This is a genomic window from Sphingomonas tagetis, assembly GCF_024211275.1.
GTDB classification, from domain to species: domain Bacteria; phylum Pseudomonadota; class Alphaproteobacteria; order Sphingomonadales; family Sphingomonadaceae; genus Sphingomonas; species Sphingomonas tagetis.
Genome location: NZ_JAMLDX010000001.1, coordinates 176,016 through 200,231, shown reverse-complemented (window position 1 = coordinate 200,231; position 24,216 = coordinate 176,016). Strand labels below are relative to the sequence as shown.

Annotated in this window: 22 protein-coding genes; 7 read left to right on the top strand and 15 right to left on the bottom strand. The window is 65.7% G+C overall.

Annotated elements, in window-relative coordinates:
• Nucleotides 1-18 precede the first annotated feature (18 nt).
• From M9978_RS01005 to moaB, 3 genes are read left to right on the top strand one after another with little or no spacing between them, the layout of a single operon-like run.
• Nucleotides 19-753, top strand: coding sequence for a uracil-DNA glycosylase (locus M9978_RS01005; protein WP_254290931.1), 735 nt, complete (start codon nt 19-21; stop codon nt 751-753).
• Complete coding sequence (locus tag M9978_RS01000; RefSeq protein WP_254290928.1) at nt 750-2,522, top strand: lytic transglycosylase domain-containing protein; 1,773 nt, start codon at nt 750-752, stop codon at nt 2,520-2,522. Before M9978_RS01005 ends, M9978_RS01000 begins: the two co-directional genes overlap by 4 nt.
• The gene (gene moaB, locus M9978_RS00995; protein WP_254290927.1) at nt 2,512-3,039 is read left to right on the top strand and encodes a molybdenum cofactor biosynthesis protein B; all 528 of its coding nucleotides are present in this window, start codon (nt 2,512-2,514) and stop codon (nt 3,037-3,039) included. The genes M9978_RS01000 and moaB overlap by 11 nt, the downstream gene beginning before the upstream one ends.
• 106 nt (nt 3,040-3,145) lie before the next feature.
• Here the strand turns inward: moaB and M9978_RS00990 are convergent, their stop codons facing one another.
• Nucleotides 3,146-4,342, bottom strand: coding sequence for an MFS transporter (locus M9978_RS00990; protein ID WP_254290926.1), 1,197 nt, complete (start codon nt 4,340-4,342; stop codon nt 3,146-3,148).
• Between the two features lie 128 nt (nt 4,343-4,470).
• Here M9978_RS00990 and M9978_RS00985 point away from each other — a divergent pair, with 128 nt between their 5' ends.
• The 3 genes from M9978_RS00985 to M9978_RS00975 all read left to right on the top strand — a co-directional run bounded on the left by M9978_RS00985 (nt 4,471) and on the right by M9978_RS00975 (nt 6,655).
• A complete protein-coding gene (locus M9978_RS00985) occupies nt 4,471-5,541 on the top strand; it encodes a PA0069 family radical SAM protein (protein ID WP_254290925.1) in 1,071 nt (356 codons plus the stop codon).
• Nucleotides 5,542-5,580: 39 nt separating this feature from the next.
• Entirely contained in the window at nt 5,581-6,018 is a 438-nt protein-coding gene (locus M9978_RS00980; protein WP_254290924.1) for a helix-turn-helix transcriptional regulator, read from the top strand.
• Between the two features lie 97 nt (nt 6,019-6,115).
• Nucleotides 6,116-6,655 (top strand): DUF4199 domain-containing protein, encoded by a 540-nt coding sequence (locus M9978_RS00975; protein ID WP_254290923.1) that lies wholly within the window; start codon nt 6,116-6,118, stop codon nt 6,653-6,655.
• Here the strand turns inward: M9978_RS00975 and rutA are convergent.
• The 13 genes from rutA to M9978_RS00910 all read right to left on the bottom strand — a co-directional run bounded on the left by rutA (nt 6,652) and on the right by M9978_RS00910 (nt 22,124).
• Complete coding sequence (rutA, locus tag M9978_RS00970; RefSeq protein WP_254290922.1) at nt 6,652-7,710, bottom strand: pyrimidine utilization protein A; 1,059 nt, start codon at nt 7,708-7,710, stop codon at nt 6,652-6,654. The two genes, M9978_RS00975 and rutA, sit on opposite strands and share 4 nt — an antisense overlap.
• A 4-nt stretch (nt 7,711-7,714) precedes the next feature.
• The gene (gene rutD / locus M9978_RS00965; RefSeq protein WP_254290921.1) at nt 7,715-8,500 is read right to left on the bottom strand and encodes a pyrimidine utilization protein D; all 786 of its coding nucleotides are present in this window, start codon (nt 8,498-8,500) and stop codon (nt 7,715-7,717) included.
• On the bottom strand, nt 8,500-8,883 hold the full coding sequence (gene rutC, locus M9978_RS00960) for a pyrimidine utilization protein C (RefSeq protein ID WP_254290920.1): 384 nt from the start codon (nt 8,881-8,883) through the stop codon (nt 8,500-8,502). The genes rutD and rutC overlap by 1 nt, the downstream gene beginning before the upstream one ends.
• Nucleotides 8,884-8,888: 5 nt before the next feature.
• Nucleotides 8,889-9,608: a pyrimidine utilization protein B gene (gene rutB / locus M9978_RS00955; protein ID WP_254290919.1), complete on the bottom strand. Its 720-nt coding sequence runs from the start codon at nt 9,606-9,608 to the stop codon at nt 8,889-8,891.
• A 31-nt stretch (nt 9,609-9,639) separates the two neighbouring features.
• On the bottom strand, nt 9,640-11,235 hold the full coding sequence (locus M9978_RS00950) for a long-chain fatty acid--CoA ligase (RefSeq protein ID WP_254290918.1): 1,596 nt from the start codon (nt 11,233-11,235) through the stop codon (nt 9,640-9,642).
• A gap of 83 nt (nt 11,236-11,318) precedes the next feature.
• Nucleotides 11,319-14,801, bottom strand: a complete 3,483-nt coding sequence (dnaE, locus tag M9978_RS00945) for a DNA polymerase III subunit alpha (RefSeq protein ID WP_254290917.1) — start codon at nt 14,799-14,801, stop codon at nt 11,319-11,321.
• Between the two features lie 80 nt (nt 14,802-14,881).
• A complete protein-coding gene (locus M9978_RS00940; RefSeq protein ID WP_254290916.1) occupies nt 14,882-15,367 on the bottom strand; it encodes a glutathione peroxidase in 486 nt (161 codons plus the stop codon).
• A gap of 19 nt (nt 15,368-15,386) precedes the next feature.
• Nucleotides 15,387-15,848, bottom strand: coding sequence for an amidohydrolase family protein (locus M9978_RS00935; RefSeq protein WP_254290915.1), 462 nt, complete (start codon nt 15,846-15,848; stop codon nt 15,387-15,389).
• On the bottom strand, nt 15,842-16,429 hold the full coding sequence (locus tag M9978_RS00930; RefSeq protein WP_254290914.1) for an amidohydrolase family protein: 588 nt from the start codon (nt 16,427-16,429) through the stop codon (nt 15,842-15,844). The genes M9978_RS00935 and M9978_RS00930 overlap by 7 nt, the downstream gene beginning before the upstream one ends.
• Before the next feature lie 136 nt (nt 16,430-16,565).
• The gene (locus M9978_RS00925; RefSeq protein WP_254290913.1) at nt 16,566-17,168 is read right to left on the bottom strand and encodes a GNAT family N-acetyltransferase; all 603 of its coding nucleotides are present in this window, start codon (nt 17,166-17,168) and stop codon (nt 16,566-16,568) included.
• Nucleotides 17,165-17,869, bottom strand: coding sequence for an ABC transporter ATP-binding protein (locus M9978_RS00920; protein ID WP_254290912.1), 705 nt, complete (start codon nt 17,867-17,869; stop codon nt 17,165-17,167). The genes M9978_RS00925 and M9978_RS00920 overlap by 4 nt, the downstream gene beginning before the upstream one ends.
• The gene (locus M9978_RS00915) at nt 17,862-19,112 is read right to left on the bottom strand and encodes a lipoprotein-releasing ABC transporter permease subunit (RefSeq protein WP_254290911.1); all 1,251 of its coding nucleotides are present in this window, start codon (nt 19,110-19,112) and stop codon (nt 17,862-17,864) included. Before M9978_RS00915 ends, M9978_RS00920 begins: the two co-directional genes overlap by 8 nt.
• A 540-nt stretch (nt 19,113-19,652) precedes the next feature.
• Nucleotides 19,653-22,124, bottom strand: coding sequence for a TonB-dependent receptor (locus M9978_RS00910; RefSeq protein ID WP_302053748.1), 2,472 nt, complete (start codon nt 22,122-22,124; stop codon nt 19,653-19,655).
• A 254-nt stretch (nt 22,125-22,378) separates the two neighbouring features.
• On the opposite strand from M9978_RS00910, the gene M9978_RS00905 reads away from it, so the two are divergent.
• Nucleotides 22,379-22,843, top strand: a complete 465-nt coding sequence (locus M9978_RS00905; protein WP_254290909.1) for an Hsp20 family protein — start codon at nt 22,379-22,381, stop codon at nt 22,841-22,843.
• Between the two features lie 79 nt (nt 22,844-22,922).
• Here M9978_RS00905 and M9978_RS00900 read toward each other — a convergent pair whose 3' ends face one another.
• Nucleotides 22,923-24,143, bottom strand: a complete 1,221-nt coding sequence (locus M9978_RS00900) for an NAD(P)/FAD-dependent oxidoreductase (RefSeq protein WP_254290908.1) — start codon at nt 24,141-24,143, stop codon at nt 22,923-22,925.
• Nucleotides 24,144-24,216: the final 73 nt, after the last annotated feature.

Here is a 24,216-nt window from a genome sequence, read left to right as displayed (position 1 = left end):
CATGACTCTTTGTGCCCCATGGGTATCGAGGGGGCGACAGACTGGCGTGAAGCCGCGGCGAGCGCGCTGTCATGGTGGCAGGAAGCCGGGGTCGACACCGTCGTCGACGAGGCGCCGCGCGACTGGACTGCACGCGAAAACGCCACACCGGCAAAGGCCGGCCCGGCCAAGCAGGCGCCGCTGGTCGAGGAGGAAGTGCCGCTTCCCGCGACGCTGGAAGCGTTCATCGACTGGCGCTTCGGCGGCGACGCGCCCGAATCGGCGTGGGGCGAGCCGGTCGTCCATGTCACGGGCAACCCCGCCTCGCCGCTGATGATCGTGACCGACATGCCCGAATCGGGGGATTGCGACGCAGGCGCGCTGTTGACCGGCGATGCCGGGCGGCTGTTCGACCGGATGCTCGCGGCGATCGGCCATGACCGCGGGTCGGTCTACCTGGTTTCGCTGTGCATTGCCCGGCCGGTGACGGGGCAAGTGCCGCGCGAGATCGAGGAAAAGCTCGCCGAACTCGCCCGCCATCACGTCGCGCTGGCGGCGCCGAAGCGGGTGCTGCTGCTCGGCCAGACGGTGAGCCGTGCCATTCTCGGGGCGGATGCGGGAACCGGGCGTGGCCGTTTGCAGCCCGTTAACTATCAGGGAGGACAATCGGAGGCGATTGCGACCTATCATCCGCGGTTCCTGATCACCAAGCCCGCGGCAAAGGCCGATGCCTGGAAGGACCTGCAGTTGCTTATCGGGGGGCAGAACCAGTGAAGACCCGTTTCCTTCTCGCCGCGATGACCCTGGTGGCGCCGCTTGCCGCGCAGGCCGAGGACCGCGGTACCGAGCGTTCGGCGCAGCGCGAGGCGGGCGACGGCGTCCCCGCGCAGCTCGATGCGGCGCAGCGCACCGGCTATCGCGCGGCCTTCGCCGCGATTCGCGAAGGCCGCTGGACCGACGTCCAGATCGCGCTCGATTCGATGAAGACCGGGCCGCTCCATGCCGTGGCGCGCGCCGAACTCTATCTCGCCAAGGGTTCGCCCAAGGTCGAACTTGCGCAGATCATGGCGCTGCTCGCCGAGGCGCCCGAACTGCCGCAGGGCGAGCAGCTCGCCCGCCTCGCCAAACTGCGCGGCGCGGCAGAGATGCCGGTGCTGCCAGTGGCGCAGCGGCTGATCTGGCACGATGCGCCGCCGGTGCGTACTCGCGCACGCTCGATCCGCTCGGATGCCGCCGCGACGCTGATCGCCGCCAGCATGCAGCCGTTGATCAAGGCCGACGATGCCGCGAGTGCGGAGCTGCTGGTCGAGGGCAAGGCACTCGAGCTGACGCCCGAGGCGCTGACCGAATGGCGGCAGAAGGTCGCCTGGATGTATTACACCGTCGGCCGCGATGCCGATGCGCGCCGCATCGCCGCGCTGGCGCAAGCCGGCAGCGGCGAATTCGCGCCGCTCGCCGACTGGGTGCAGGGCCTCGCCGCCTGGCGGCAGAAGGATTGCGCGGGTGCACAGACCGCCTTCGCCGCGGTCGCGCAGCGCGCCAGCGATACCGAGAAGCGCTCCGCCGGCCTCTATTGGGCGTCGCGCGCCGACATGGCGTGCGGACGGCCCGATCTGGTCGGCCAGCGGCTACGCACCGCCGCACAGCATGGCGAAACCTTCTATGGCCTGCTCGCGCGTCAGGCGCTCGGCATCAAGGAAGTGCCGAGCAAGGCCGAGAAGTTCGTCGCGGCGGACTGGAAGGCGCTCGACCGCCGTCCCAATGTCCGTGTCGCTGCGGCGCTGGTCGAGGTTGGCGAGGAAGGCCTCGCGTCGGATGTGATCAAGCAGCAGGCGAAGATCGGCGACGCCAGCGAGCATGGCTCGCTCACGCGCCTGTCGGGCCGGCTCGGCCTGCCCGGCACACAGCTGTGGCTCACGCACAATTGCCCGATCGGCGCCCGCCCGATCAGCGAGGCGCGCTATCCCACGCCCGACTGGACCCCCGATGGCGGCTGGCGCGTCGACAAGGCGCTGGTGTTCGCGCACACGCTGCAGGAATCGCGCTTCAATCCCACGATCCAGAGCCCGGCCGGCGCCTATGGTCTGATGCAGATCATGCCTGCAGCGGCGACCGATATCGGCCGCAAGCAAGGCCGCGTCATCGCCCGCACCGACCTGTCGCGTCCCTCGACCAATATCGAGGTCGGCCAAGCCTATATCGAGCAGCTGCGCGACCAGTCCTTCACCGGCGGCCTGCTGCCCAAGGTGATCGCCGCGTACAATGCCGGGCCGCTGCCGGTAAGCAACTGGAACGTCCAGATCCGCGACAATGGCGACCCGCTGCTCTATATCGAGAGCATCCCCTATTGGGAGACGCGCGGTTACGTCATGACGGTGCTGCGCAACTACTGGATGTACGAGAAGAAGGACGGCCGCGACAGCAGCAGCCGTTCGGCGCTGAGCCAGGGGCTTTGGCCCAAGGTGCCGGGCACGGCGGGCGGCGCGGCGGTGCGGATGCAGGCCTCCGTTTCGGGCGTGGCGAGCATTCCCGGTGCCAATTGACGAAAGCGTCGCGTTCCGCCCGGTGCGGATCGCGGTGCTGACGGTCTCGGACACACGGACCCTTGATGACGACCGTTCGGGCGACACGCTGGTCGAGCGGTTGAGCGGAGCCGGGCACGAATTGGCCGACCGCGCGATCATCACCGACGACACCGACCTGATCGTCGGCAAGCTCCATGCGTGGATCGACGATCCAGCGATCGATTGCATCATCACCACCGGCGGCACCGGCGTCACCGGGCGCGACGTGACGCCCGAGGCGCTCGAACGCGTCGCCGACAAGATGATCCCCGGCTTCGGCGAGCTGTTCCGCTGGCTGAGCTATGCCAAGATCGGCACCTCGACGATCCAGTCGCGCGCTTGTGGCTGTGTGACGCGCGGGACCTATATCTTCGCGCTGCCCGGCTCGACCGGAGCGGTCAAGGACGGCTGGGACGGTATCCTCGCCAGCCAGCTCGACAGCCGGTTCCGGCCCTGCAACTTCGTCGAGCTCATGCCGCGCCTGACCGAGCGCTAACCGCACCACTGAATGAAGGCGTTCAGCAGCACGTCCGCACCGGCGCGCTGCCACAGCCACCAGCCGCCCGCGAGCACCAGCCCCAGCGCGAGCAGGCCGAGCGCCTTCATGCCGCCTGCAACCGGGCAACGGGCGCCTCGCGGATCGGGAGATGGACCAGCGCGGCGAAGAAGCCGAGCGCTACCGAGGCTGCCCAGATGCTGTTGTAGCTGCCGGTCAGGTCGAACATCAGGCCGGCGCTCCACGCGCCGAAGAAGCTGCCGACCTGATGGCTGAGGAAAACGATGCCGTAGAGCGTCGACAGATAGCGGATGCCGAAGATCCCGCCGACGAGACCGCTGGTCAGCGGTACAGTGCCGAGCCACAGGAACCCCATCGCCGCAGCGAACGCCAGCGCGGTCACCGGCGTCAGCGGCATCGCGAGAAATCCGATCATCACCACGCTGCGCGCCGCATAGAGCGCGGCGAGCAACCCCTTCTTGCTCCACCGGTCGCCCATCACGCCGAAGAACCACGAGCCGAAGATGTTGAACAGCCCGACCAGCGCGAGCGCGTTGGCGCCGATCGCGAGGCCCAGCCCCTTGTCGGTCAGATAGGCGGGGAAATGGGTCGCGATGAAGGCGATATGGAAGCCGCAGACGAAGAACCCCGCGTTGAGCAGCCAGAAACTGCGCTCGCCCGACGCTTCACGCAGCGCCTGGCCGAGCGTCTGATCCGCAGTGCCTGCCGCCACGGGTTGAGGCCGGCCCGCCACGCCCGGGGCGAGCAGGAGCATCACCGCGACGAGCCCCGCCAGGGCGACCAGCGCCATGCGCCAGCCCAATTCACCGATCAGCAATTGCCCGGCGGGCACGACCAGGAACTGGCCAAGCGATCCGCCGGCGGTGACGAGGCCGAAGGCAAGGCTGCGCTTTTCCGGGGGAACGGCGCGCCCGACGGCGCCCAGCACGACTACGAAGGTCGTGGCCGACAGCGCCATGCCGACCAGCAGACCGAATGACAGATGCAGCCCGAGTGCGCCGCCCGCCGCCGATGCGCCGATCAGACCGAGGATATAGATGAGTGTGCCGACCGCCACGACTCGCCCCGCGCCGTGCTTGTCGGCGATCGCGCCGACGAACGGCTGAGCCAGGCCGAACAGCAGATTTTGCAGCGCGAGCGCCAGCCCGAAGCTCGACCGGCCGATGCCGAGGCCGATGCTCATGTCGGGCAGAAACAGGCCGAACGATTGCCGGACGCCCATTGCGATCGTAACGATTGCCGCCGCAGCGAAGATGACGATCGGAGCGCGGCGCAGGGTCATAGTTGCGCAAAATGGGACAGCCGAACCGATTTGTCACCCGCCAGCGCGTGCGAATTACGCAACCCGCTCGCCGTTTGTCGAAACCGTGTGTTCTTGTATTGTTCCTACTCCACGGTTATGTTGCACTTATGGCAAAGGTCCGCCCCGTCCGCGGTGCGACGCTCAACAGCGACAGCACGCGCTTCAACCTTCCCCAGCGGGAGGCCGACGGCGACTGGCTCGACGACCAGACGGCGATCGACGGCGAACTACCGCCGTTGCGCACGACGGTGACGATCGAGAAGCCGAAGACGATCATCGCGCGCAACCAATCCCCCGACATCGCCTTCGACCGATCGGTGAACCCGTATCGCGGGTGCGAGCATGGCTGCATCTATTGTTTCGCGCGGCCGACGCATGCCTTTCACGACCTTTCGCCCGGCCTCGATTTCGAGACGAAGCTGTTCGCCAAGCCCGATGCCCCTGCCCTGCTGCGCGAGGCACTGGCGAAGCGCGGCTATGCCTGCCAGCCGATCGCGTTCGGCACCAACACCGATCCGTATCAGCCGATCGAGGCGCATTGGCGAATCACGCGCGGCTGTATCGAGGTGCTGGCGGAGTGCGATCACCCGATTACCATCACCACAAAGTCCGACCGCGTGACGCGCGACATCGACCTGCTCGCGCCGATGGCGGCGAAGGGGCTGTCGGCGGTGATGATCTCGGTCACTTCGCTCGACCCGAAGATCGCCGCGACGGTCGAGCCGCGCGCGCCGCATCCCGAACGGCGGCTGGCAGCCGTGGCGAAGCTGCGCGCGGCGGGGATTCCGGCCTATGTCTCGCTGTCGCCGGTAATCCCGCAGGTCACCGATCACGAGATGGAGCATATCATGGAACGCGCGGCGGAAGCGGGCGCACTGGGCTGCTTCTTCTTGCCGGTGCGGCTGCCGCACGAGGTCGCGCCGTTGTTCCGCGCCTGGCTCGATGCGCATTTCCCGGACCGCGCGGCCAAGGTGATGGCGACGATCCAGTCGATCCGCGGCGGGCGCGACAACGATCCCGATTTCCACACGCGAATGCGCGGACAAGGGCCGTGGGCGGAGTTGCTGCGCACCCGGTTCAAGATCGCGGCGCGGCGCTACGGACTGGATACGCCCTATATCGCGCTGCGCCGCGACCTGTTTCGTCCGCCGGCGGGCGCGCAAGGCGAACTGTTCTAGCGAGTTGCGCCGAGGCGTATCCCGCGCAATGTTGCCGGAATGCAGATGGCGTCACGAAAGAGCTGGTGGCGGCAGGTCGCGCTCTACGGTGGGCTGCTCGCACTCGGTACGGCACTGTTGCAATGGCTCGACTATCGCTGGCTGGCGCGTTCGCATTCGCTCGAACTCTATCTGCTGATCGTCGCCGGCGCGTTTCTGGCGATCGGCCTGTGGGTCGGCGCGCGTGTGATTAGGGCACCTGCGCCGGCGCGCGAGCCGGGCAATCCGGCGGCGCAGGCGGAACTCGGCATCAGTTCGCGCGAGATGGAGGTGCTGCGCGAGATCGCGGCGGGCCATGCCAACAAGGAGATCGCGCGCCGGCTCGGCGTCTCGCCCAACACGATCAAGACTCACGCCGCGCGGCTGTTCGAAAAGCTCGGCGCGCGCAGCCGGACCGACGCCATTGCGCGGGCGCGTGAGCTGGGTTTGCTCTCCTGATTTCGGATGAATTGCGGCAAATCACCCATATGGGCGATTGCGGCACGGATGGATCGGCGATGGGGTGGACCGGTCACATCCAGATGGGGGCAATGCCATGTTTCGCATGATACTGACTCATGGGCTGATCGCAGGCGTCGTCGTGGGCGTACCGTTGTTCATGATGGGCACGCTGATGGCCGACAATCCGCCGACCGGCGCGGTCGGCATGGCGATCGGCTATCTGACCATGCTGATCGCGTTCACGACGATCTTCGTCGCGATCAAACGGCGGCGCGATGTCGAGCTGGGCGGGGTGATCCGCTTCTGGCCGGCGCTGGGCATGGGGCTGGCAATCGCGCTGGTGGGAAGCCTTTGCTACATCCTGGCCTGGGAAGCCGTGCTCGCGGTCAATGGCGGCGACTTCATCGCGTCGATGAGCGAGCAGATGGTCGCGGAACGTCAGGCGGCGGGCGCCAGTGCCGCCGAGATCGCCGAATTGCGCACGCAAATGGCCGAGATGCAGCGCATCTACACCAACTCGTTCGCGCGGTTCGCGATCACCTTTGTCGAGGTGTTCCCGGTCGGGCTGCTGGTTTCGCTGCTGTCCGCCGCGCTGCTGCGCAACCCGCGCTTCCTGCCGCTACGGACGGCCTAACGCCGCGATTTCATGAGGGGCTGGATGCGCGTGCCGAACGCCTCCACCCCCTCGACAAAATCGTCGAAGGTCAGCAACACGCCGCCGGTGTTGGGCACTTCGGCCATCTCGTCGAGCATGCGCGCGATGCTTTCATAGCTGCCGACCAGCGTGCCCATGTTGATGTTCACCGCCCCTTCGGGCGCGGCGAGTTGTCGGACGTTCGTGTCCTTGTTGACGGTATCCTTCGCCCCCTGATCCGCCAGCCAGGCAATGGCTTCGAGATCGACGCCGTCATTGTATGATTTCCACTTGGCCATCGCTTCCGCGTCGGTCTCGGCGGCGATAATCATGACGAGCACGAAGACCGAGACGTCGCGGCCAGTCTTCGCGGTCGCCGCGGCGAGGCGGGTGTTGTTGGATGCGAAGGCGGTGGGCGTGTTGACGCCCTTGCCGAGGCAAAAGGCATAGTCAGCCCATTTTGCCGAGAAGGCGAGGCCCTCGTCGGACGACCCCGCACAGATGATCTTCATGTCGCCATCGGGTTTGGGCCGGACCAGGCAGTCGTCCATCGTGTAATAGTCGCCCTTGAAGTCGCTACGCCCGGTCGCCCACAGCTCGCGCAGGACGTGAGCATATTCGTCGAGCATCTTGTAGCGGTTGCGGAAATGCTCGTCGCCCGGCCACACGCCCATCTGGGTATATTCGGGCGGCTGCCAGCCGGTGATCAGGTTGAGCCCGAAGCGGCCATGGCTGATGCTGTCGATCGTGTTGCACATGCGCGCGGCGAAGGCGGGCGGGATGATCAGCGTCGGGCAGGTGGCGTAGATCTTGATGCGTTCGGTGACGGCGGCGAGGCCGGCCATCAGCGTGAAGCTTTCGAGGCCGTATTCCCAGAACTGAGTCTTGCCGCCGAAGCCGCGCAGCTTGATCATCGAAAGCAGGAAGTCGAGGCCGTGCTTCTCGGCGCTCTGTGCGATCTGCTTGTTGAGATCGAACGACGGCATGTATTGCGGCGCGTTCTCGCTGATCAGCCAGCCATTGTTGTTGATGGGCACGAAGACGCCGACCTGCATGGCTTTAGCTCCCCAGAAAATTCAGAACGATGTGGTTGAAAGCTTGCGGACGGGTGACGTTGACTGCGTGGCCGCCCCAGTCGATCGCGGCGAGTTCGACGCCTCCGAGCTCGTTGGCGAGCAACTCGCCCGCCGTCGACGGCACCAGCATGTCGTCATCCGCGACGAGAACGAGCGTGCGCCCGCCGAGCGACGCCAGCGTGCCGCGCGCGTCGAAGGCGGCGAGTGCGGCGATGCGCTTTTCCATGGTTTCGCGGCCGGGAAAGCTCGCGATCTGGAGCGGCAGTTCGGCGTCGAGTTCGGCACCGTGCTTGCTGATCCACGGCGCGGGATAAAGGAAGATCGGCTGCGCGCGCAGGAATGGCTCGACCCCGGCATGTCTCAGCAGGTTGAGCCGCGCCTCGAAGCAGCGCAGGAAATGCGGGTCGGCGCTTGCCCAGCCATTGACGACCACGAGCTTTTCGAGCCGATCCGGCGCCTTCAGTCCGAGCGCTAGGCCCGCGACGCCGCCCGCCGCGTGACCGACGATGCTCGCCCGCTCCGAGCCGAGCAGGTCCATCAGCATCAGCATGTCGTCGGCAAAGTGATCGACGGTGACCGTCGAAGGTAGCGCGCGGTCGCTCCGCCCGGTGCCGCGATGGTCGTAGAGCAGCACGCGATGCCGCTCGGCCAGTCCCGCCAGATTCGGCTGCCAATAGCTCGCCGAACCGCCCAGCCCGGAACTCAGGATCAGCCGCGGCCCATCCTCCGGCCCGTGAAGCTCGTAATAGAGGCCCCCCGCCTCGGCCATCAGGCGATATGCGCGATCGATGCGATCTCGATCAGGGCTTCGGGCTTGACCAGCTCGACCTTCACGCAGAAGCGCGCGGGCTTCTGGCCCGGAAAATACTCGGCATAGACCGCGTTGAACGCGGCGTAATCGGCATAGTCCTTGAGGAAAATGTGGTTCATCGCCACGTCCGCGAGGCTCGCGCCCGCCGCTTCCAGCGTCGTCTTGATCACGTCGAGCACATGCCGCGTCTGTGCCGCCGCGTCGCCGGGATGCAGCACCACCCCGCCTTCGCCCAGCGCCAGCACGCCCGAGACATAGACGGCGTTCCCCGCCTTTGCGCCCGCCGAATAAGGCGCGATCGGCGTAGGAAACTGCGGCGGATTGATCGCTTCGAACGGCATGGAACTCACTCCCTGGGAAGCTGGCCGAACGTGCCGCAGAAGTCCGCGACATTGCTCACCCAGCCGAAGAACTTCTCGACATTGTAGACGCTCGCCGCCTGCATCTGCGGCGGACCGAGATGATGCGTCGCATCCTCCAGCATCACCCCGAAATATTCGAGGTGGAAGCCGTCGCGCAGCGTGCTTTCGACGCAGACATTGGTGGCGATGCCGACGAACACGATGGTGCGAATGCCGCGCGCACGCAGCACGCTGTCGAGCTGCGAGTTGAAGAAGGCGGAATAGCGCGTCTTGTGCAGTGTGATGTCGCCGGGCTGGGGCTTCAGCTTCTCGACCAGCTCGTAATCCCAGCTCCCGCGTGCGAGCAATTGTCCGGCCAGCTCGGGCTTGCGCCGCATCATCTTGAGCGCGTTCGATTTGTGCCAGTTGGGCGAGCCCGGCCCGCCCGCCTCGACATAGTCGGGGTCCCAGCCATTTTGCAGATAGACGATCTGGATGCCTGCGCTCCGCGCCGTCTCCAGCACCTGAGCGATCCGGCCGATCGTGCGCGCTGCGCCGGAGATGTCGAACCCGGCCTGATCGACATAACCGCCGGGCGAGGCATAGGCGTTCTGCATGTCGATCACGACGACCGCGGTCTCGGCTGGCGAGATGTTCAGCGCTTCAGGCTGCGCGGGCAGCGTGACGCCGCCCTTCCCCACGATCACGTCACCGGCATCATCCATCACGCGATGTTCGCCCGGCCCCGCGGGTTAATCAAGCCGCCGCGAGCTTGAAGTCCTTGAATTGTTCGCGCAGCGCAGTCTTGAGCAGCTTTCCGGTCGCGGTGTGCGGGAGTGCATCAACGAACACGATCTCGTCGGGCAGCCACCATTTGGCGACCTGCGTCGCGAGATGCGCGCGGATTTCGTCCGCCGTAATCTCGCTCCCGGCCTTGCGCACCACCACCAGCAGCGGGCGTTCGTCCCAGCGCGGATGGGCAACCCCGATCGCGGCGGCCTCGGCCACGCCGGCACAACCGACCGCAGCATTTTCCAGATCGACCGAGCTGATCCACTCGCCGCCCGATTTGATCACGTCCTTCGCGCGGTCGGTGATCTGCATCACGCCGTCGGGATGCAGCACCGCGACGTCGCCGGTGTCGAAAAAGCCGTCCTCGGTCAGGCACGGACCGCCTTGGTCCTTGAAATATTGCTTGATCACCCACGGCCCCTTGACCTGGAGCCGGCCCGAACTCTCGCCATCGCGCGGCAGCGCGGCGCCCTCGTCATCGACCACGCGCAGCTGCACGCCGAACGGCGCGCGCCCCTGATAGACGGTCTGGTCCACCTGCTGCTCGAACGACAGCTCGTCCCAATTCCAGCTCGGCGCGCCCATCGTGCCGATCGGCGAGGTTTCGGTCATGCCCCAGGCGTGATTGACCCGTGCCCCCATCTTCATGATCCGCTCGATCATCGCACGCGGCGCCGCCGAGCCGCCGATCGTGACGATCTTGAGGTGCTTGGGCGTATCGCCGGTCTCATCAATGTGCTGGAACATCGCCAGCCACACCGTCGGCACGCCCGCCGAATGCGTGACCTTCTCGCGGTTCATCAGCTCGCAAAGCACCTTGCCCTCGTTCACCGCCGAGAAGACGAGCTTGGCGCCCACCATCGGCGACGAGAAGGGCAGCCCCCAACCCACGGCATGGAACATCGGGACCACCGGCAGCACGACCGCCTGAGTCGACATGTCGAACACCGCGGGCTGGATCGCCGCCATCGCGTGGATCAGCGACGAGCGGTGGCTGTAGAGCACGCCCTTGGGATTGCCGGTGGTGCCGCTGGTGTAGCAGAGCATGCACGGCTCGCGCTCGTCGCCCTCGACCCAGCGGTAATCGCCGTCCTCGCGCCCGATCACCGCCTCGAAGCTGTCGTCGCCTTCGCCATCATAGACGATGTAATGCTCGATCGTGGACAATTGCGGCTTGAGGCGATCGACAATCGGCTGGAATGCCTTGTCATAGATCAGCACGCGGTCTTCGGCATGGTTGGCGATATAGGCGAGCTGGTCGTCGAACAGCCGTGGGTTGATGGTGTGGACGATGCCGCCCATGCCGATCGCACCGTACCAGGTGACGAGGTGGCGGGCATGGTTCATCGCCAGCGTGGCGACGCGGTCGCCCGGCCTCAGCCCCATCCGCTCCAGCGCCTGCGACAGCTTGCGGGAATCGCGGGCAACGCCGGCCCAGGTCGTGCGCGTCTCGCTGCCATCGGCCCAGCGGCTGACGATCTCGCGATTGCCATGCTCGCGCTCGGCATGTTCGACCACCCGGGGTACCCGAAGCTCGAAGTCCTGCATCGCGCCCAGCATCGCTCTCTCCATTACCGCACGGAATTCCGTGTCCGGAAACCATCCTGCGGTTTCGAGGCCCGCGATGCAAGGTCCAAGGGGTCCTAGCTGGCGAGGGCCAGCCGCGGTTGTTCGGTCGGCTTGAGTTCGGCGCGGGCGATGCCGGGCAGGTTCTCGATCCGCGTTGCCAGCTCGCCATCGAGACGGAAATTGCGGCCAAGCACCAGTTCCGCTTCGCCGCCGCCCGGGAGCGGCGCATCGACGATCACTTCGCAGCGGCCGCCGCGCGCATCAGCGAGCAAGGCGGCGATCTGCTTCAGCGCCGCCGGCTCGTCCACCGCGAGCCGCAGCGTCAGACGGACGTCCTTCGCCATGCCCTCGAACGGCTGGACCTTGCGCACGGTGACGCGGGGCGTGTCCTCGCCGGGGCGACGGTCGAGTTCGATCGTCAGGATGCCGCAGCCGCCGACGCGCGACGCCTCCTCCATCTCCTTGGCGGTGAACTCGTCGAAGCAGGTGCACGGCACCGTGCCGCTCGCGTCCGACAGCGTCGCCATCATATAGCGCTTGCCGCGCGCTGAGGTTCGCCAGCGCGCATCCTCGATCAGCGCGGCGATGGTCGCGCCGGCGCGGCCGCCCTCGGCGATCTGGATCTCATTGAGGCTGGCGATGGCGCGTGCCGAATGCAGCCGCGCGAGATGCTGGTAGCGGTCGAGCGGGTGCGCCGAGAAGAAGAAGCCGAACGAATCCTTCTCGGCCTCGATTCGTTGGCCCAGTGTCCAGCTCGCGCTCTTGGGCAGCTGGATCGCCGAGCCGACCGGCTCGGCCTCGCCGAACAGGCCGCCCTGTCCGCTGGTGCGGTTGGCGTGGGTGCGCTGCGCGACGGCGAGGATCGTCTCGGCGGCGGCAAACACGCCGGGGCGGTCGGGCGCGACGCTGTCGAACGCGCCCGCGCCGGCCAGCGCCTCGACCTGGCGCTTGTTGAGCTGGCGCGGATCGACGCGGCGGGCGAAATCGTCGAGGCTCTGGAAGCGGCCCTTGGCGTCGCGCTCCTCGACGATCTGCTCCATCGCCTTCTCGCCGACGCCCTTCAGGCCGGCGAGCGCATAGCGGACCGCGAACGCATCCTCGACTGCCTCGACCGAGAACTCGGCTTGCGACGCGTTGATGTCGGGCGGCAGGCACGGCACGCCGAGCCGCTTCATGTCCTCGACGAACACCGCCAGCTTTTCGGTCTGTCCGAGTTCGAAGCACATCGAGGCGGCGTAGAATTCGTGCGGGTAGTGCGCCTTGAACCAGGCGGTGTGATAGGCGAGCAGCGCATAGGCGGCGGCGTGCGACTTGTTGAAGCCGTAGCCTGCGAACTTGTCGATCAAGTCGAACAGCTCGTTGGCCTTTCCCTCGGCGATGCCGTTCACCTTGGCGCAGCCTTCGACGAACAGCGCGCGCTGCGCGTCCATCTCGGCCTTGATCTTCTTGCCCATCGCGCGGCGCAGCAGGTCGGCGCCGCCGAGCGAATAGCCGGCCAGGATCTGCGCCGCCTGCATCACCTGCTCCTGATAGACGAAGATGCCGTAGGTCTCCTTGAGGATCCCTTCGAGCAGCGGGTGCGGGTACTCGATCGGCTCCTGCCCCTGCTTTCGCCGGCCGAACATCGGGATGTTGTCCATCGGACCGGGACGGTAGAGCGAGACGAGCGCGATGATGTCGCCGAAATTGGTCGGGCGCACCGCGGTCAGCGTGCGGCGCATGCCCTCCGATTCGAGCTGGAACACGCCGACCGTGTCGCCGCGCTGGAGCAATTCGTACACCGCCGGATCGTCCCAGGCGAGCGCGCCGAGATCGATGTCGATGTTGCGCTCGGCGAGCAGCTCGACCGCCTTTTGCAGCACCGACAGCGTCTTGAGGCCGAGAAAGTCGAACTTCACGAGGCCGGCGCCCTCGACATATTTCATGTCGAACTGGGTGACCGGCATGTCGGAGCGCGGATCGCGGTAAAGCGGCACCAGCTGCGCGAGCGGGCGGTCGCCGATCACCACGCCGGCGGCGTGAGTCGAGCTGTGGCGCGGGAGTCCTTCCAGCCGCATCGCGAGATCGATCAGGTGGCGGACACCCTCGTCCCCATCATATTCGGCCTTGAACTCGCTAACGCCGTTGAGCGAGCGAGGCAGCGTCCACGGGTCGGTGGGGTGGTTAGGGACGAGCTTGGCAAGGCGGTCGACCTGACCATAGCTCATCTGCAGCACGCGGCCGGTGTCCTTGAGCACCGCGCGTGCCTTCATCGTCCCGAAGGTGATGATCTGTGCCACCTGGTTGCGGCCGTATTTCGCCTGGACGTAGCGGATCACCTCGCCGCGCCGCGTTTCGCAGAAGTCGATGTCGAAGTCGGGCATCGACACGCGCTCGGGGTTCAGGAATCGCTCGAACAGCAGGCCCAGCGCCAGCGGATCGAGATCGGTGATGGTCAGCGCCCAGGCGACGACCGAGCCGGCGCCCGAACCGCGCCCCGGCCCCACCGGAATGCCATTCGCCTTGGCCCACTTGATGAAGTCCGCGACGATCAGGAAATAGCCGGGGAAGCCCATCTGGATGATAATGTCGGTCTCGAACGCGAGCCGATCGAAATATTCCTGACGCTGGTCGGGATCGGTGATCCCGGCATATTCCAGGCGCGCTTCGAGGCCCGCGCGGGCGTCGTCGCGCAACTGCGCCGCTTCGCCTTCGAGGTCACCGGCAAGGCTCGGCAGGATCGGCTTGCGCTTGGGCGCGGCAAAGGCGCAGCGCTGGGCGACGACGAGCGTGTTGGCGATCGCCTCGGGCAGATCGTCGAACAGCCGCTTCATCTCAGTCGCGGGCTTCATCCACGCGTCTGGAGAGGAACGCGCGCGGTCGTCGCTCGCGACATAGGCCGAGCCAGCGATGCACAACATGGTGTCGTGCGCCTCGTGAAAGGTCGGCTCGGCGTAACAGGCCGGGTTGGTCGCAACGATCGGCAGGTTGCGGTCATAAGCCAGGTCGAGCAGCTTCGGCTCGGCCGCGCCCTCGACAGAATCGAGCCCGCGGACGATCTCGATATAGAGCCGGTCGCCGAACAGCGCCTGGAGCCGGTCGGCATAGGCGAAGGCGGCGCTGTCCTGCTCCTCGGCAAACAGACGGGCGAGCGCGCCTTCCTTGCCGGCAGTCAGCGCGATCACGCCATCGGTGCGGCCTTCCAGATCCTCGAACCGGACATGCGCATCCTTCTCGATCGGCCGTTCGAGATGCGCGCGCGAAACCAGATCGCAGAGATTGTTGTAGCCGCGCTCGTCCTGCGCATAGAGCGCCAGCCAGTCGAGCGGGGGTTCGACGCCATCGGGCATGTCGGGGCGCTGGACGCACAGCAAGGCGCCGATGACCGGCTGAACGCCAGCCTTCTTGGCCGCATCCGAATAGGACATCGCGGCGTAGAGTCCGTTGCGGTCGCACAGCCCCGCGGCGGGAAAGCCCAGCTCGCGCGCGCGCGCAGCGATCGCCTTCGGCTCGATCGCGCCTTCGAGCATGGTGTAGGCGGAGAAGACGCGGAGCGGGACGAAGCCGGAATGGGGCATGGCTCCGACTATATGGGGGTGCCGCCGCCGGTCAAAGCCGTCGCCGGAGTTGTCCACAGCTTATCCGGCACGCTCCGCCGTCAGAGCAGCTTCTCGATATCCTTCGCGATATCCTCAGGCTTGGTCTGCGGCGCATAGCGCTCCACCACCTCGCCGTCGCGGTCGATCAGGAACTTGGTGAAGTTCCACTTGATCCCCTCGGTCCCGAACAGCCCCGGCGCGGCCTTTTTGAGATAGCGGTACAGCGGCGCGGCGGCGTCGCCGTTGACGTCGACCTTGGCGAAGACCGGGAAGGTCACGTCATAGGTCAGCGAGCAGAAGCTGGCGATCTCGGCCGCATCGCCGGGCTCCTGCGCGCCGAACTGGTTGCACGGGAAGCCGAGCACCTCGAACCCGCGATCGGCGTAGTTGCGGTGAAGCGCCTCCAGCCCGGTATATTGCGGCGTGAACCCGCATTTCGACGCGACGTTGACGATCAGCAGCACCTTGCCGTCGTACACCGACAGATCGGTTTCGCTGCCATCGGCTGCCGTCACCGGAATGTTCGCGATCGATCCGACCGTCATGACTGCTTCTCCGCAGGCTTCAACGCACGGATCGGCGAAAACCGGGCCGCACATAAGGTGCGATGTTGCCGCGCACCACGCGCCATTCGCGCGCCGAAAGCGGCAACATCGGATAAACCCGCGTGTAATGATCCAGCAGATCGGGCGCCAGCGGATAGTCGGATGCGCTCAGGAAGTGCTGCGATCCGATGCGTTGGATCAGTGCCGCGAGTTCGTTCCTTCGGGTGGGTTCGTTGGAATCGCCGATCACCGCAGCGAGATCGAAATAGATATTGCCCGCAAGGCGCGGCTCGCGATCGAACGCGTCCGCGAACGTTGTCAGCGCGGCAATGGTGTGTTCGGTGATCCCGCCCCACCCCGCGGCATGGGCAACCTGGATATAACTCCCCGCCGCATGCGGCAGCACGTCACGAATGAAGATCTCTGTATCGACGCGGCCGAAATCGGGCACTGACGTGCGCATGTGGATCAGGATCACCATGCGGTTCGCGCGGCGGCGCGAAACACTTCGGCCAGCTTCGCCACGTCTCCTGGCTTGCGGAAATCGAAGCCGGAATTGGCGAGGTGCAGCTTGATCCCCACGACATGGCGGTCACTTCGCCAGCGTTCGATTTCGGGCAGCGCGGTCGCTGTGAGCGGATTGATTCCAACGAGCGCCTTGAGCCGCGCTGGATACGCGCGGGCCACGGCAACGGTGTAATCGTTGGATGCGCGCAACACCGCCGGTCCATTTGCAGACGGCGGCTTGATGAAGATGCTCTCAGCAAAATAGGCGGTCGAAACCAGCAGGCCGTGTTTAATTCCGGCATGATCCATTGCCGCGATCAGATTGGCGGCGGTCAATGGCGCTTTGGATCGATCCAGGCATTTTCTCCCTGGCGCCACTTCGCACTCCGTTGCGAGAAATTCGGTCATGGCGGGTGAATTGAGGTGCAGATGATGGTCCGCGACCACCCTGACGGGCGCTACCTCACGCGCATCGACCGATCCGGAAAAGAATGTGGCCATGAGCAAGGAAAGCGGGATCAACCGGCGGGCGGTGTTGACCGAAAGGTACGGCATCGTCCTGTGCCCCCTGATTTGGTACGGCGCGAATATCGTACGCTGATCGAGATCAGCCCATCGTCGCGATCGGGCACAAATTGTCCGAAAATGCGAATGGAAGTCGGAAAATGCCTGCTACGACGGCGGGAGACGGCTATGTCTTCCTGCTTCCCCTCGCCAGCATCGTTTCGAGGTTCAGCTTCACACCCGGCCATTCCTGCTCCAACACCGAATAGGTCATAGTATCGCGCACGCGTCCGTCGGGCATGATCCGCTGGCCGCGTAGCACGCCATCGAGCTTTGCGCCGAGCCGCTCGATCGCGCGTTGCGATGGCTTGTTGAACCAGTCGGTGCGGAACTGGACACAGACGCAGTCCAGAACCTCGAACGCATAGCCGAGCAGCAGCAGCTTGGCTTCGGTGTTGAGGCCTGTCCGCTGCGCTCGTGCGGCGTAGAAGGTGCCGCCGATCTCGACTCGGCGGTTGGCGCGGTTCATCCGCAGGTAACGGGTCGTGCCGACCACGCTGCCGCCGGCGTCGAGCACGGCAAAGGCCATGCCCCTGCCCTCACTGCGCTCGCGAAAGGCGTTCTGAAGCCAATAGTCGATCGTGTCGGGACCCGGTGCGACGGTGTAGAACAGCTCCCACAACCGCCCGTCCGCAGATGCCGACAACAGCGCGTCGCGGTCCTCGGGTTCGAGCGGGCGCAGCGTGACATGGCCGCCTTCAAGCGTGGGCGGGTCGGTCCACGCGCTCATTCGAGCACCCCGTCATGGAGCCGGACGACGCGGTCCATTCTCTCCGCGAGCCGCTCGTTATGCGTGGCGATCAGCGCCGCCGAACCCTCGCCACGCACCAGCCGCAGCAACTCGGCGAGCACGATGTCGGCGGTCTTCTCGTCGAGATTGCCGGTCGGTTCGTCCGCCAGCACCAGTGCCGGACGGTTGGCGAGCGCACGCGCGACGGCCACTCGCTGCTGCTCGCCGCCCGACAGCTGGCTCGGTCGGTGGGTCAGCCGCTGGCCGAGGCCGAGCGCGGTCAGCAACGATTCGGCGCGTGCCTTGGCATCGGGACGAGTCGCGTCCTGGATCAGCTGCGGAAGCTCGACATTCTCGACCGCGTTGAAGTCGGGCAGCAGGTGGTGGAACTGATAGACGAAGCCGAGCTTGTCGCGCCGGGTGACGGTGCGCTCATGGCTTTCGAGCTTGCCGACTTCGACGCCGGCGATGCGGATCGAGCCTTCGAACCCGCCCTCCAGAAGGCCGACCGCCTGAAGCAAGGTCGATTTGCCCGAGCCGGACGGCCCGAGGAGTGCGACGATCTCGCCCGGCCCCACGGTCAGATCGACGCCTCGAAGGACATGAATCGTGGTCTCGCCCTGCACGAAGGCGCGCTTGAGGCCGCTTGTCTGCAGAACTGCCTCAGCGCCGTTCACGGCGCGTCCATCAAAGCTATTCATAGCGCAGCACCTGCACCGGATCGGTGCTCGCCGCCTTAAACGCGGGGTAGAGCGTCGCGAGGAAGCTGAAGAACAGCGCCATCAGCGCAATTCCCGCCACCTCGACGGGATCTGTCTTGGCCGGCAGCTCGGTCAGATAACGCATCGACGGGTCCCAGATATTCTGCCCCGTGACGAAGCCGATGAAGCTCAGCACGCCCTGCCGGAAATAGAGGAAGATGAAGCCGAGGATGAGCCCCGCCAGGATGCCGAGCGAGCCGATGACGGTGCCCACGGTCACGAAGATCTTGATGAGCCCGCTCCGCGTCGCGCCCATCGTGCGCAGGATCGCGATATCGCGCGTCTTGGCGCGCACCAGCATGATCAGCGACGAGAGAATGTTGAACACCGCGACGAGGATCAGGATCGACAGCACGGTGAAAGTGACGATGCGGTCGACCGCCAGTGCCTCGAACAAGGTGGCGTTGAGCGTGCGCCAGTCGGTCACCTGGCCCGACTTGGCGACCTTCTGCGTCAGCGGCGCGAGGATTTCGCCGACCTTGTCGGGATCGGTCGTGTCGATCTCGACCATGCCGACCGAGTCGCCCATCAGCAGCAGCGTCTGCGCGTCCTGCATCGGCATGACGACGAACGCCTTGTCGTAGTCATAGACGCCGACCTCGAACACCGCCGCGACTCGATAGGCGACGATCCGCGGCACCGTGCCGAACGGGCTGGTGAGGCCCTGCGGACTGAGCAGCGACACGCTGCTGCCGACCGACGCGCCGAGCGCATTGGCGAGCCGCGAACCGATCGCGATGCATTCGCACCCGGCCGTGAGATTCCTGAGTTCGCCGAGCAGCACGTTCTTGTTGATCGTCGGGTTGCCGCGAATGTCGCCGACATTCATTCCGCGCACCAGCACGCCCTCGACCCGGCCCTGAAAGCTCGCCATTAGCGGCTGTTCGATCAGCGGGGTCGCGCTGGTGACACCGGGCGTCTTGCGCGCCTCCTCGACGATCTGCCGCCAGTCGCGCAATTGCCCGCCATAGCCCTGCACCACTGCATGGCCGTTCAGCCCCGTGATCTTGTCGAACAGTTCGGCGCGGAAGCCGTTCATCACGCTCATCACGATCACCAGCGCGGCGACGCCGAGCATCACCGCGACCAGACTGATCGCCGCGACGAGGAAGATGAACGCCTCGCCCCGCCCGGGCAAAAGGTAGCGACGGGCGATGGTGCGCTCGTATCGGGAAAGCAGCATGGGGGCGGTGTTAGGGGGTGAAGATGACAGGCGCAATCCGCCCTGTTGCCGATTCAACACAGGGCCGTGGCAAAGCGCGGAGACGTAACGTTAGCATCGTGACAAGGGCCTTAACGCTCCCTAGTCAGACCGAACGAAGCGCAGGCAATGGCCGTGGTTCGGGGAGGCTCTTCTGCCCCGCCTTATCGAGGCGTGCGGGCGAAGTGGCCACAAGGGGGCTGACGAGGCATCGTCACGCAGGGGCCCGGGTCGGAAACGGCCCGGGCCTTTGCTTTGTGTTTGGCGCCTTGTAGCGCAGGCGGCACCGGGCCGCTCCCCACACGGCCACCCACTTCAGGGTATCTTTGATAGGTGGCCGGGTGGGGAGCGGGCGGAGCAGCGATAGGCTCCGACGATGCGAAGCATCATCTCTAGCTGACCACCAAAAAAAACGGGGAGAGAGCAGCAGGAGCCTGGTTGCCGCTCCCTCCCCTGGCTTCTGCCGTCCGCGCTTTACCGGTTGTGATCAATCGCGGGGGCAGATGCGTCCTTGTTCCGGCCTCAGAAGCTGAGGCCCACCGTCACGCCGTAAGTGCGCGGATCGCCGACATTGCCGGAGATCAGGCCGGTGTTGCCCGGCGTGGTCGCGAGCACGTCGAAATATTCCGAGTCGGTCGCGTTGCGCACCCAGGCGAAGACGTTCAGCCCGTCGTCGGTGCGATAACCCAGGCGGTAGTTCGCCAGCCCATAGCCCTCGATATCGGTGTAGATCGAGCGCGAGGCGTTGGACGAGAATTTCGACCGGTAGCTGCCATCCGCGCCGAAATAGATCTCGCCGTCCTTGCCGAAGATATTGACCGGCTGATTGACCTCACCGCCGAACGAGAACGCCCACTTCGAAATGCCCGGCAACCATTGGCCGGAGATGTCGCACACCGCCGGGCTGGGCTGGCCGGGCACGCCGGGCAGGCCATTGCCGACCGTCGAACCGCCCGACCGCTCGGGCGGGCACGGCGCGTTGGTGAAGCGGACATATTCGTGATCGGTATAGGCGCCGTTGACGTAAAGGCTGATCCGCTCGCTCGGCCGGACCGAGAAATCGGCCTCGATACCGCGTACCCGCACCTCGTCGGCATTGGCCAGATACCCGCGCAGCGTGGTGTTCTGGCCATCATTGACCAGCGCCTGATAGTCCTTGATCGAGGTCCAGAAACCAGTGACGTTGAGCGTCGCCTTGCGGTCCCAGAATTGCGACTTCACGCCGATCTCGAAGTGATCGACCTTCTCCGGATCGACCTGCGCGAACTGGGTCTGCGCGACGCCGTTGACGACCGGCACGCCGTTGAGGTTGAGGCCGCCCGATTTGAAGGTATGGGCATAGGTCGCATAGACCAGTACGTCGCGCGACGGCTTGTACGACGCGGTGAAGTCATAGGACACGTTCCACGCGCGATAGGCTTCGTTCTGGAACGACTGCGGACCCAGCGCCGTGCGCTGCTCGACCTGACGCGCGGTGCCGCCGGTGGCCGGGACGAGATTGCCCGCGCTGTCGCGGACGATCGAGACATAACTGCCGACCTTGTCGTCATAATTGACGCGGACGCCTGGCGAGAGCGTAATCTGATCGGTCACGTCCCAGTTGAGCTTGCCGAACAGCGCGCCCGAGAAGTTCTTGAGGCGAATGTCGTTCGCAGCCGTCAGTCCGTCGAGCACAGTCGGATCGTTCGACAGCGCGTTGCTCGGATTGATCAGCCAGCGGCTGGCGTCCGGGCCCTGGCGCTGCGTGCCGGTGGTGTGGATGTCCTGATAGAAGGCGAAGGCGCCGACGACATAGTCGAAGCCATTGCCTTCACCGGCATAGCGCAGTTCCTGTGTGAACTGGTCCTGCCGCGTCGGGTTCTGCGACAGCGTGGTGACCCGCAGACCGGTGAAATCGCGGTCGTTGGCTGGCAGCCAGTCCCAGAAGCGCCAGGCGGTGACCGACGTCAGCGTGCCCGAACCGACTTCGAGCTCGCCGCGCAGCGACACACCGCCCAGCGTGTTGCGGGCGTTCAGGTCGGCGTCGAGGTCGGTCAAGCGGTCGAACGGATTGGTGCTCGGCACGCGATAAGTCCCGGAAGTCTGCGTCGTCGCCGGGAACGCGGCGGTCAGCGCCGGATATTGCCGGTTCGCAGCGCGCTGGGTCGGGCCGTATTTGATGTAGATCTGCGCGCAGCATTCCGGATCCTGGCGGTTGTAGTCGGCGCTCAGCGTCAGATCGAGCGTATCGCTCGCGCGCCACAGGATCGCGCCGCGGAAGCCGATATTGTCCTGCTCGTTGACGTAGTTGCCGGTGCGGACGTTATACACCGTGCCGCGGCGGCTGGTGGTGGCGACGCCGAAGCGCGCGGCGACGGTCTCTCCCAGCGGGCCACTGACCGACGCCTTGGCCTGCTTAAAGGCGAGGCTGCCCGCCGACACTTCGGCGCGGCCCTCGAAGTTGAAGCTTGGCGCCTTCGACGTGATGCTGATCGCGCCGGCTACGGTGTTCTTGCCGTAGAGCGTTCCCTGCGGACCGCGCAGCGTCTCGACCTGCTGCACGTCGAGGAAGTCGAGCGTGGCGACCGCAACGCGGCTGAAATAGACCTGGTCGATATAGACGCCGACGCCCTGATCGATGCCATCATTGGTCAGGCCGAGCGGCGCGCCGAGGCCGCGGACGTTGACCGACGAGTTTCGCGGATTGGTCGAATAGAATTGCAGCGTCGGCTGAAGCTGGGCGAGGCGCGAGACGTTGAAGCTGCCCGTGCTGTCGAGCTCCTTGACGCCGACCACGCTGATCGGGATCGGCACGTCCTGCACCTGCTCCTGACGGCGGCGGGCGGTCACGATAATGTCGGACGCCGCGGAGCTGCGCTGCACATCCTCTTCGTCACGACCCTGCGCGCCCGGAACCTGCTGCGCGGGCGATTCCTTGGCGGTCACGACGGGCGCGTCCTGCGCGAATGCAACGGTCGATGTGCTGGCCAGCAGCGCGAATGCGAACGAGTTCAGGCTCACGAAATGTCCCCTTGTGGTGTCCCAGGCAAACTCCACCAAGTTGCTAGGGTTTAGCCACAAAGCTATTCTATTCCTATCCAATCGATGGGCTTTATATCGTGCATTCGCCACATTTCGTCCGACTTGAAACCGGCCGCACACTTCCCAAATCAGCGAAGCACGGTGCCTTCGGGGCCGGGCTGGCATCGCGCCGCGGATGGTCCGGGCGCAGCCAAGACGTTGTAATTGCTCATTGGAGGATTCATTCCATGCGTCAGATCGACTTGACCCCCTTCCGCCGCTCGACGATCGGCTTCGACCGTCTGTTCGACATGCTCGAAACGACTGCACGCCAGTCCAGCAGCGAGAACTACCCCCCCTTCAACCTCGAGCGGATCTCGGACGACCGCTACCGCATCACGATCGCCGTCGCCGGCTTCAAGGCCGACGAGATCGAGATCACGGCGCAGCAGAATCTGCTGCTGGTAGCCGGCAAGAAGACCGAGTCGCAGGACAACAATGCCGCGCAGATGCTGCACCTCGGCATCGCCAATCGCGGCTTCGAGCGCCGCTTCGAACTGGCCGATTTCGTGCTGGTGCAGAGCGCCGACCTGACCGATGGCCTGCTGGTCATCGAGCTGGTACGCGAAGTGCCCGAGGCGATGAAGCCCAAGAAGATCGCGATCGGCGGCAACAGCGAGGCCGAAGCCATCGAGCATCGCTCGGTCGCGTAAAGCCAAACCAAAGGCGGTGCGCTGACCCCTTGCGCGCTGCCCCAGGGGCGCCCGGATCAACGTCCGGGCGTCCTATGTTTCAGGCGGCGAGTTCCTTGAGCGGCGTCTCGGCGTCGGCGAGTTTCGCAGGGTCGGGCGACAGCCGCTCGACCACCAGCTTGCGGCCCTGAACATAGTCCCTGGTCGCATTGACGCAGTCGAGCGCGATCACCCGGCCTTCCTTGAGATAGATGACCGAAAAGCTGCGGTTCGCCGGATCGCCGCGCAGCACCGTCGCGTCATGGCCGGTCGACAGGCCCACGGTCTGAAGCTTGAGGTCGTACTGGTTCGACCAGAACCACGGCACCGCATCATAGGCCAGTTCCTGACCCATGATCGTCTTGGCCACCAGCGTCGCCTGATCATTGGCGTTCTGTACCGATTCGAGCCGGATCGGCATGTCGTCGGCAAAGCCGTTCGAGTGCAGCGCGCAATCGCCGATCGCGAAGATATTGGGCAGCGAGGTGCGGCACTGGTGATCGACCGCGACGCCGTTGCCGCCCTCCGCGCCCGCCGCGATCAGCGGCTCCACGGCCGGGATGATGCCAATGCCGACGATCACCATTTGCGCCGGAATGACTTCGCCGTCCTTCATGCGGACGCCGCTGACCTTGCCGTCGCCTTCGATCGAGTCGATCGCGGCACCGAGCCGGACCTCGACCCCGTGCGCGCGATGCTCGGCCTCATAGAAGCGCGACAGATCCTCACCCGCGACGCGCGCGAGCACGCGGTCGAGCGCCTCGAGCAGCACCACTTTCTTGCCGAACTTGGCGAGCACCGCCGCCGCTTCGAGCCCGATATAGCCGCCGCCGATCACTACGGCCTGATCGAGCCCGTCGAGCTCGGCGGTCATGCGGTCGGCATCGGCGCGGGTGCGGACCGTGTGGACGCCGGTTAGGTCGTTGCCGGCACAGGGAATCTTGCGCGGGCTGCCGCCGGTCGCCCAGATCAACTGGCCATAGCCGATGGTCGCGCCATCGGCGGTGGTGACGCTGTGCGCTTCGGGGTCGACCAAGACGACGCGGCGGCTCAGCAGCATCTCGACATTGCGCTCGGCCCAGAAAGCAGCGGGGCGGATCATGATGCGCTCGAACGTCTTTTCGCCCTGGAAATATTCCTTCGACAGCGGGGGGCGTTCGTAAGGCAGCTCCGGCTCGTCGCCGATCACCGCGATGCTGCCCTCGAACTTGTTCTGCCGCAGCGCGATCGCCGCCTGCGCGCCACCATGCCCCGCGCCCACGATCAGCACATCATATCGCATCCGCACACTCCCCGCTTTTTGCGAGCGGTTAGCAGCGGCGCGGGGAATGGCAAAATATAAAACGCCGATCAGC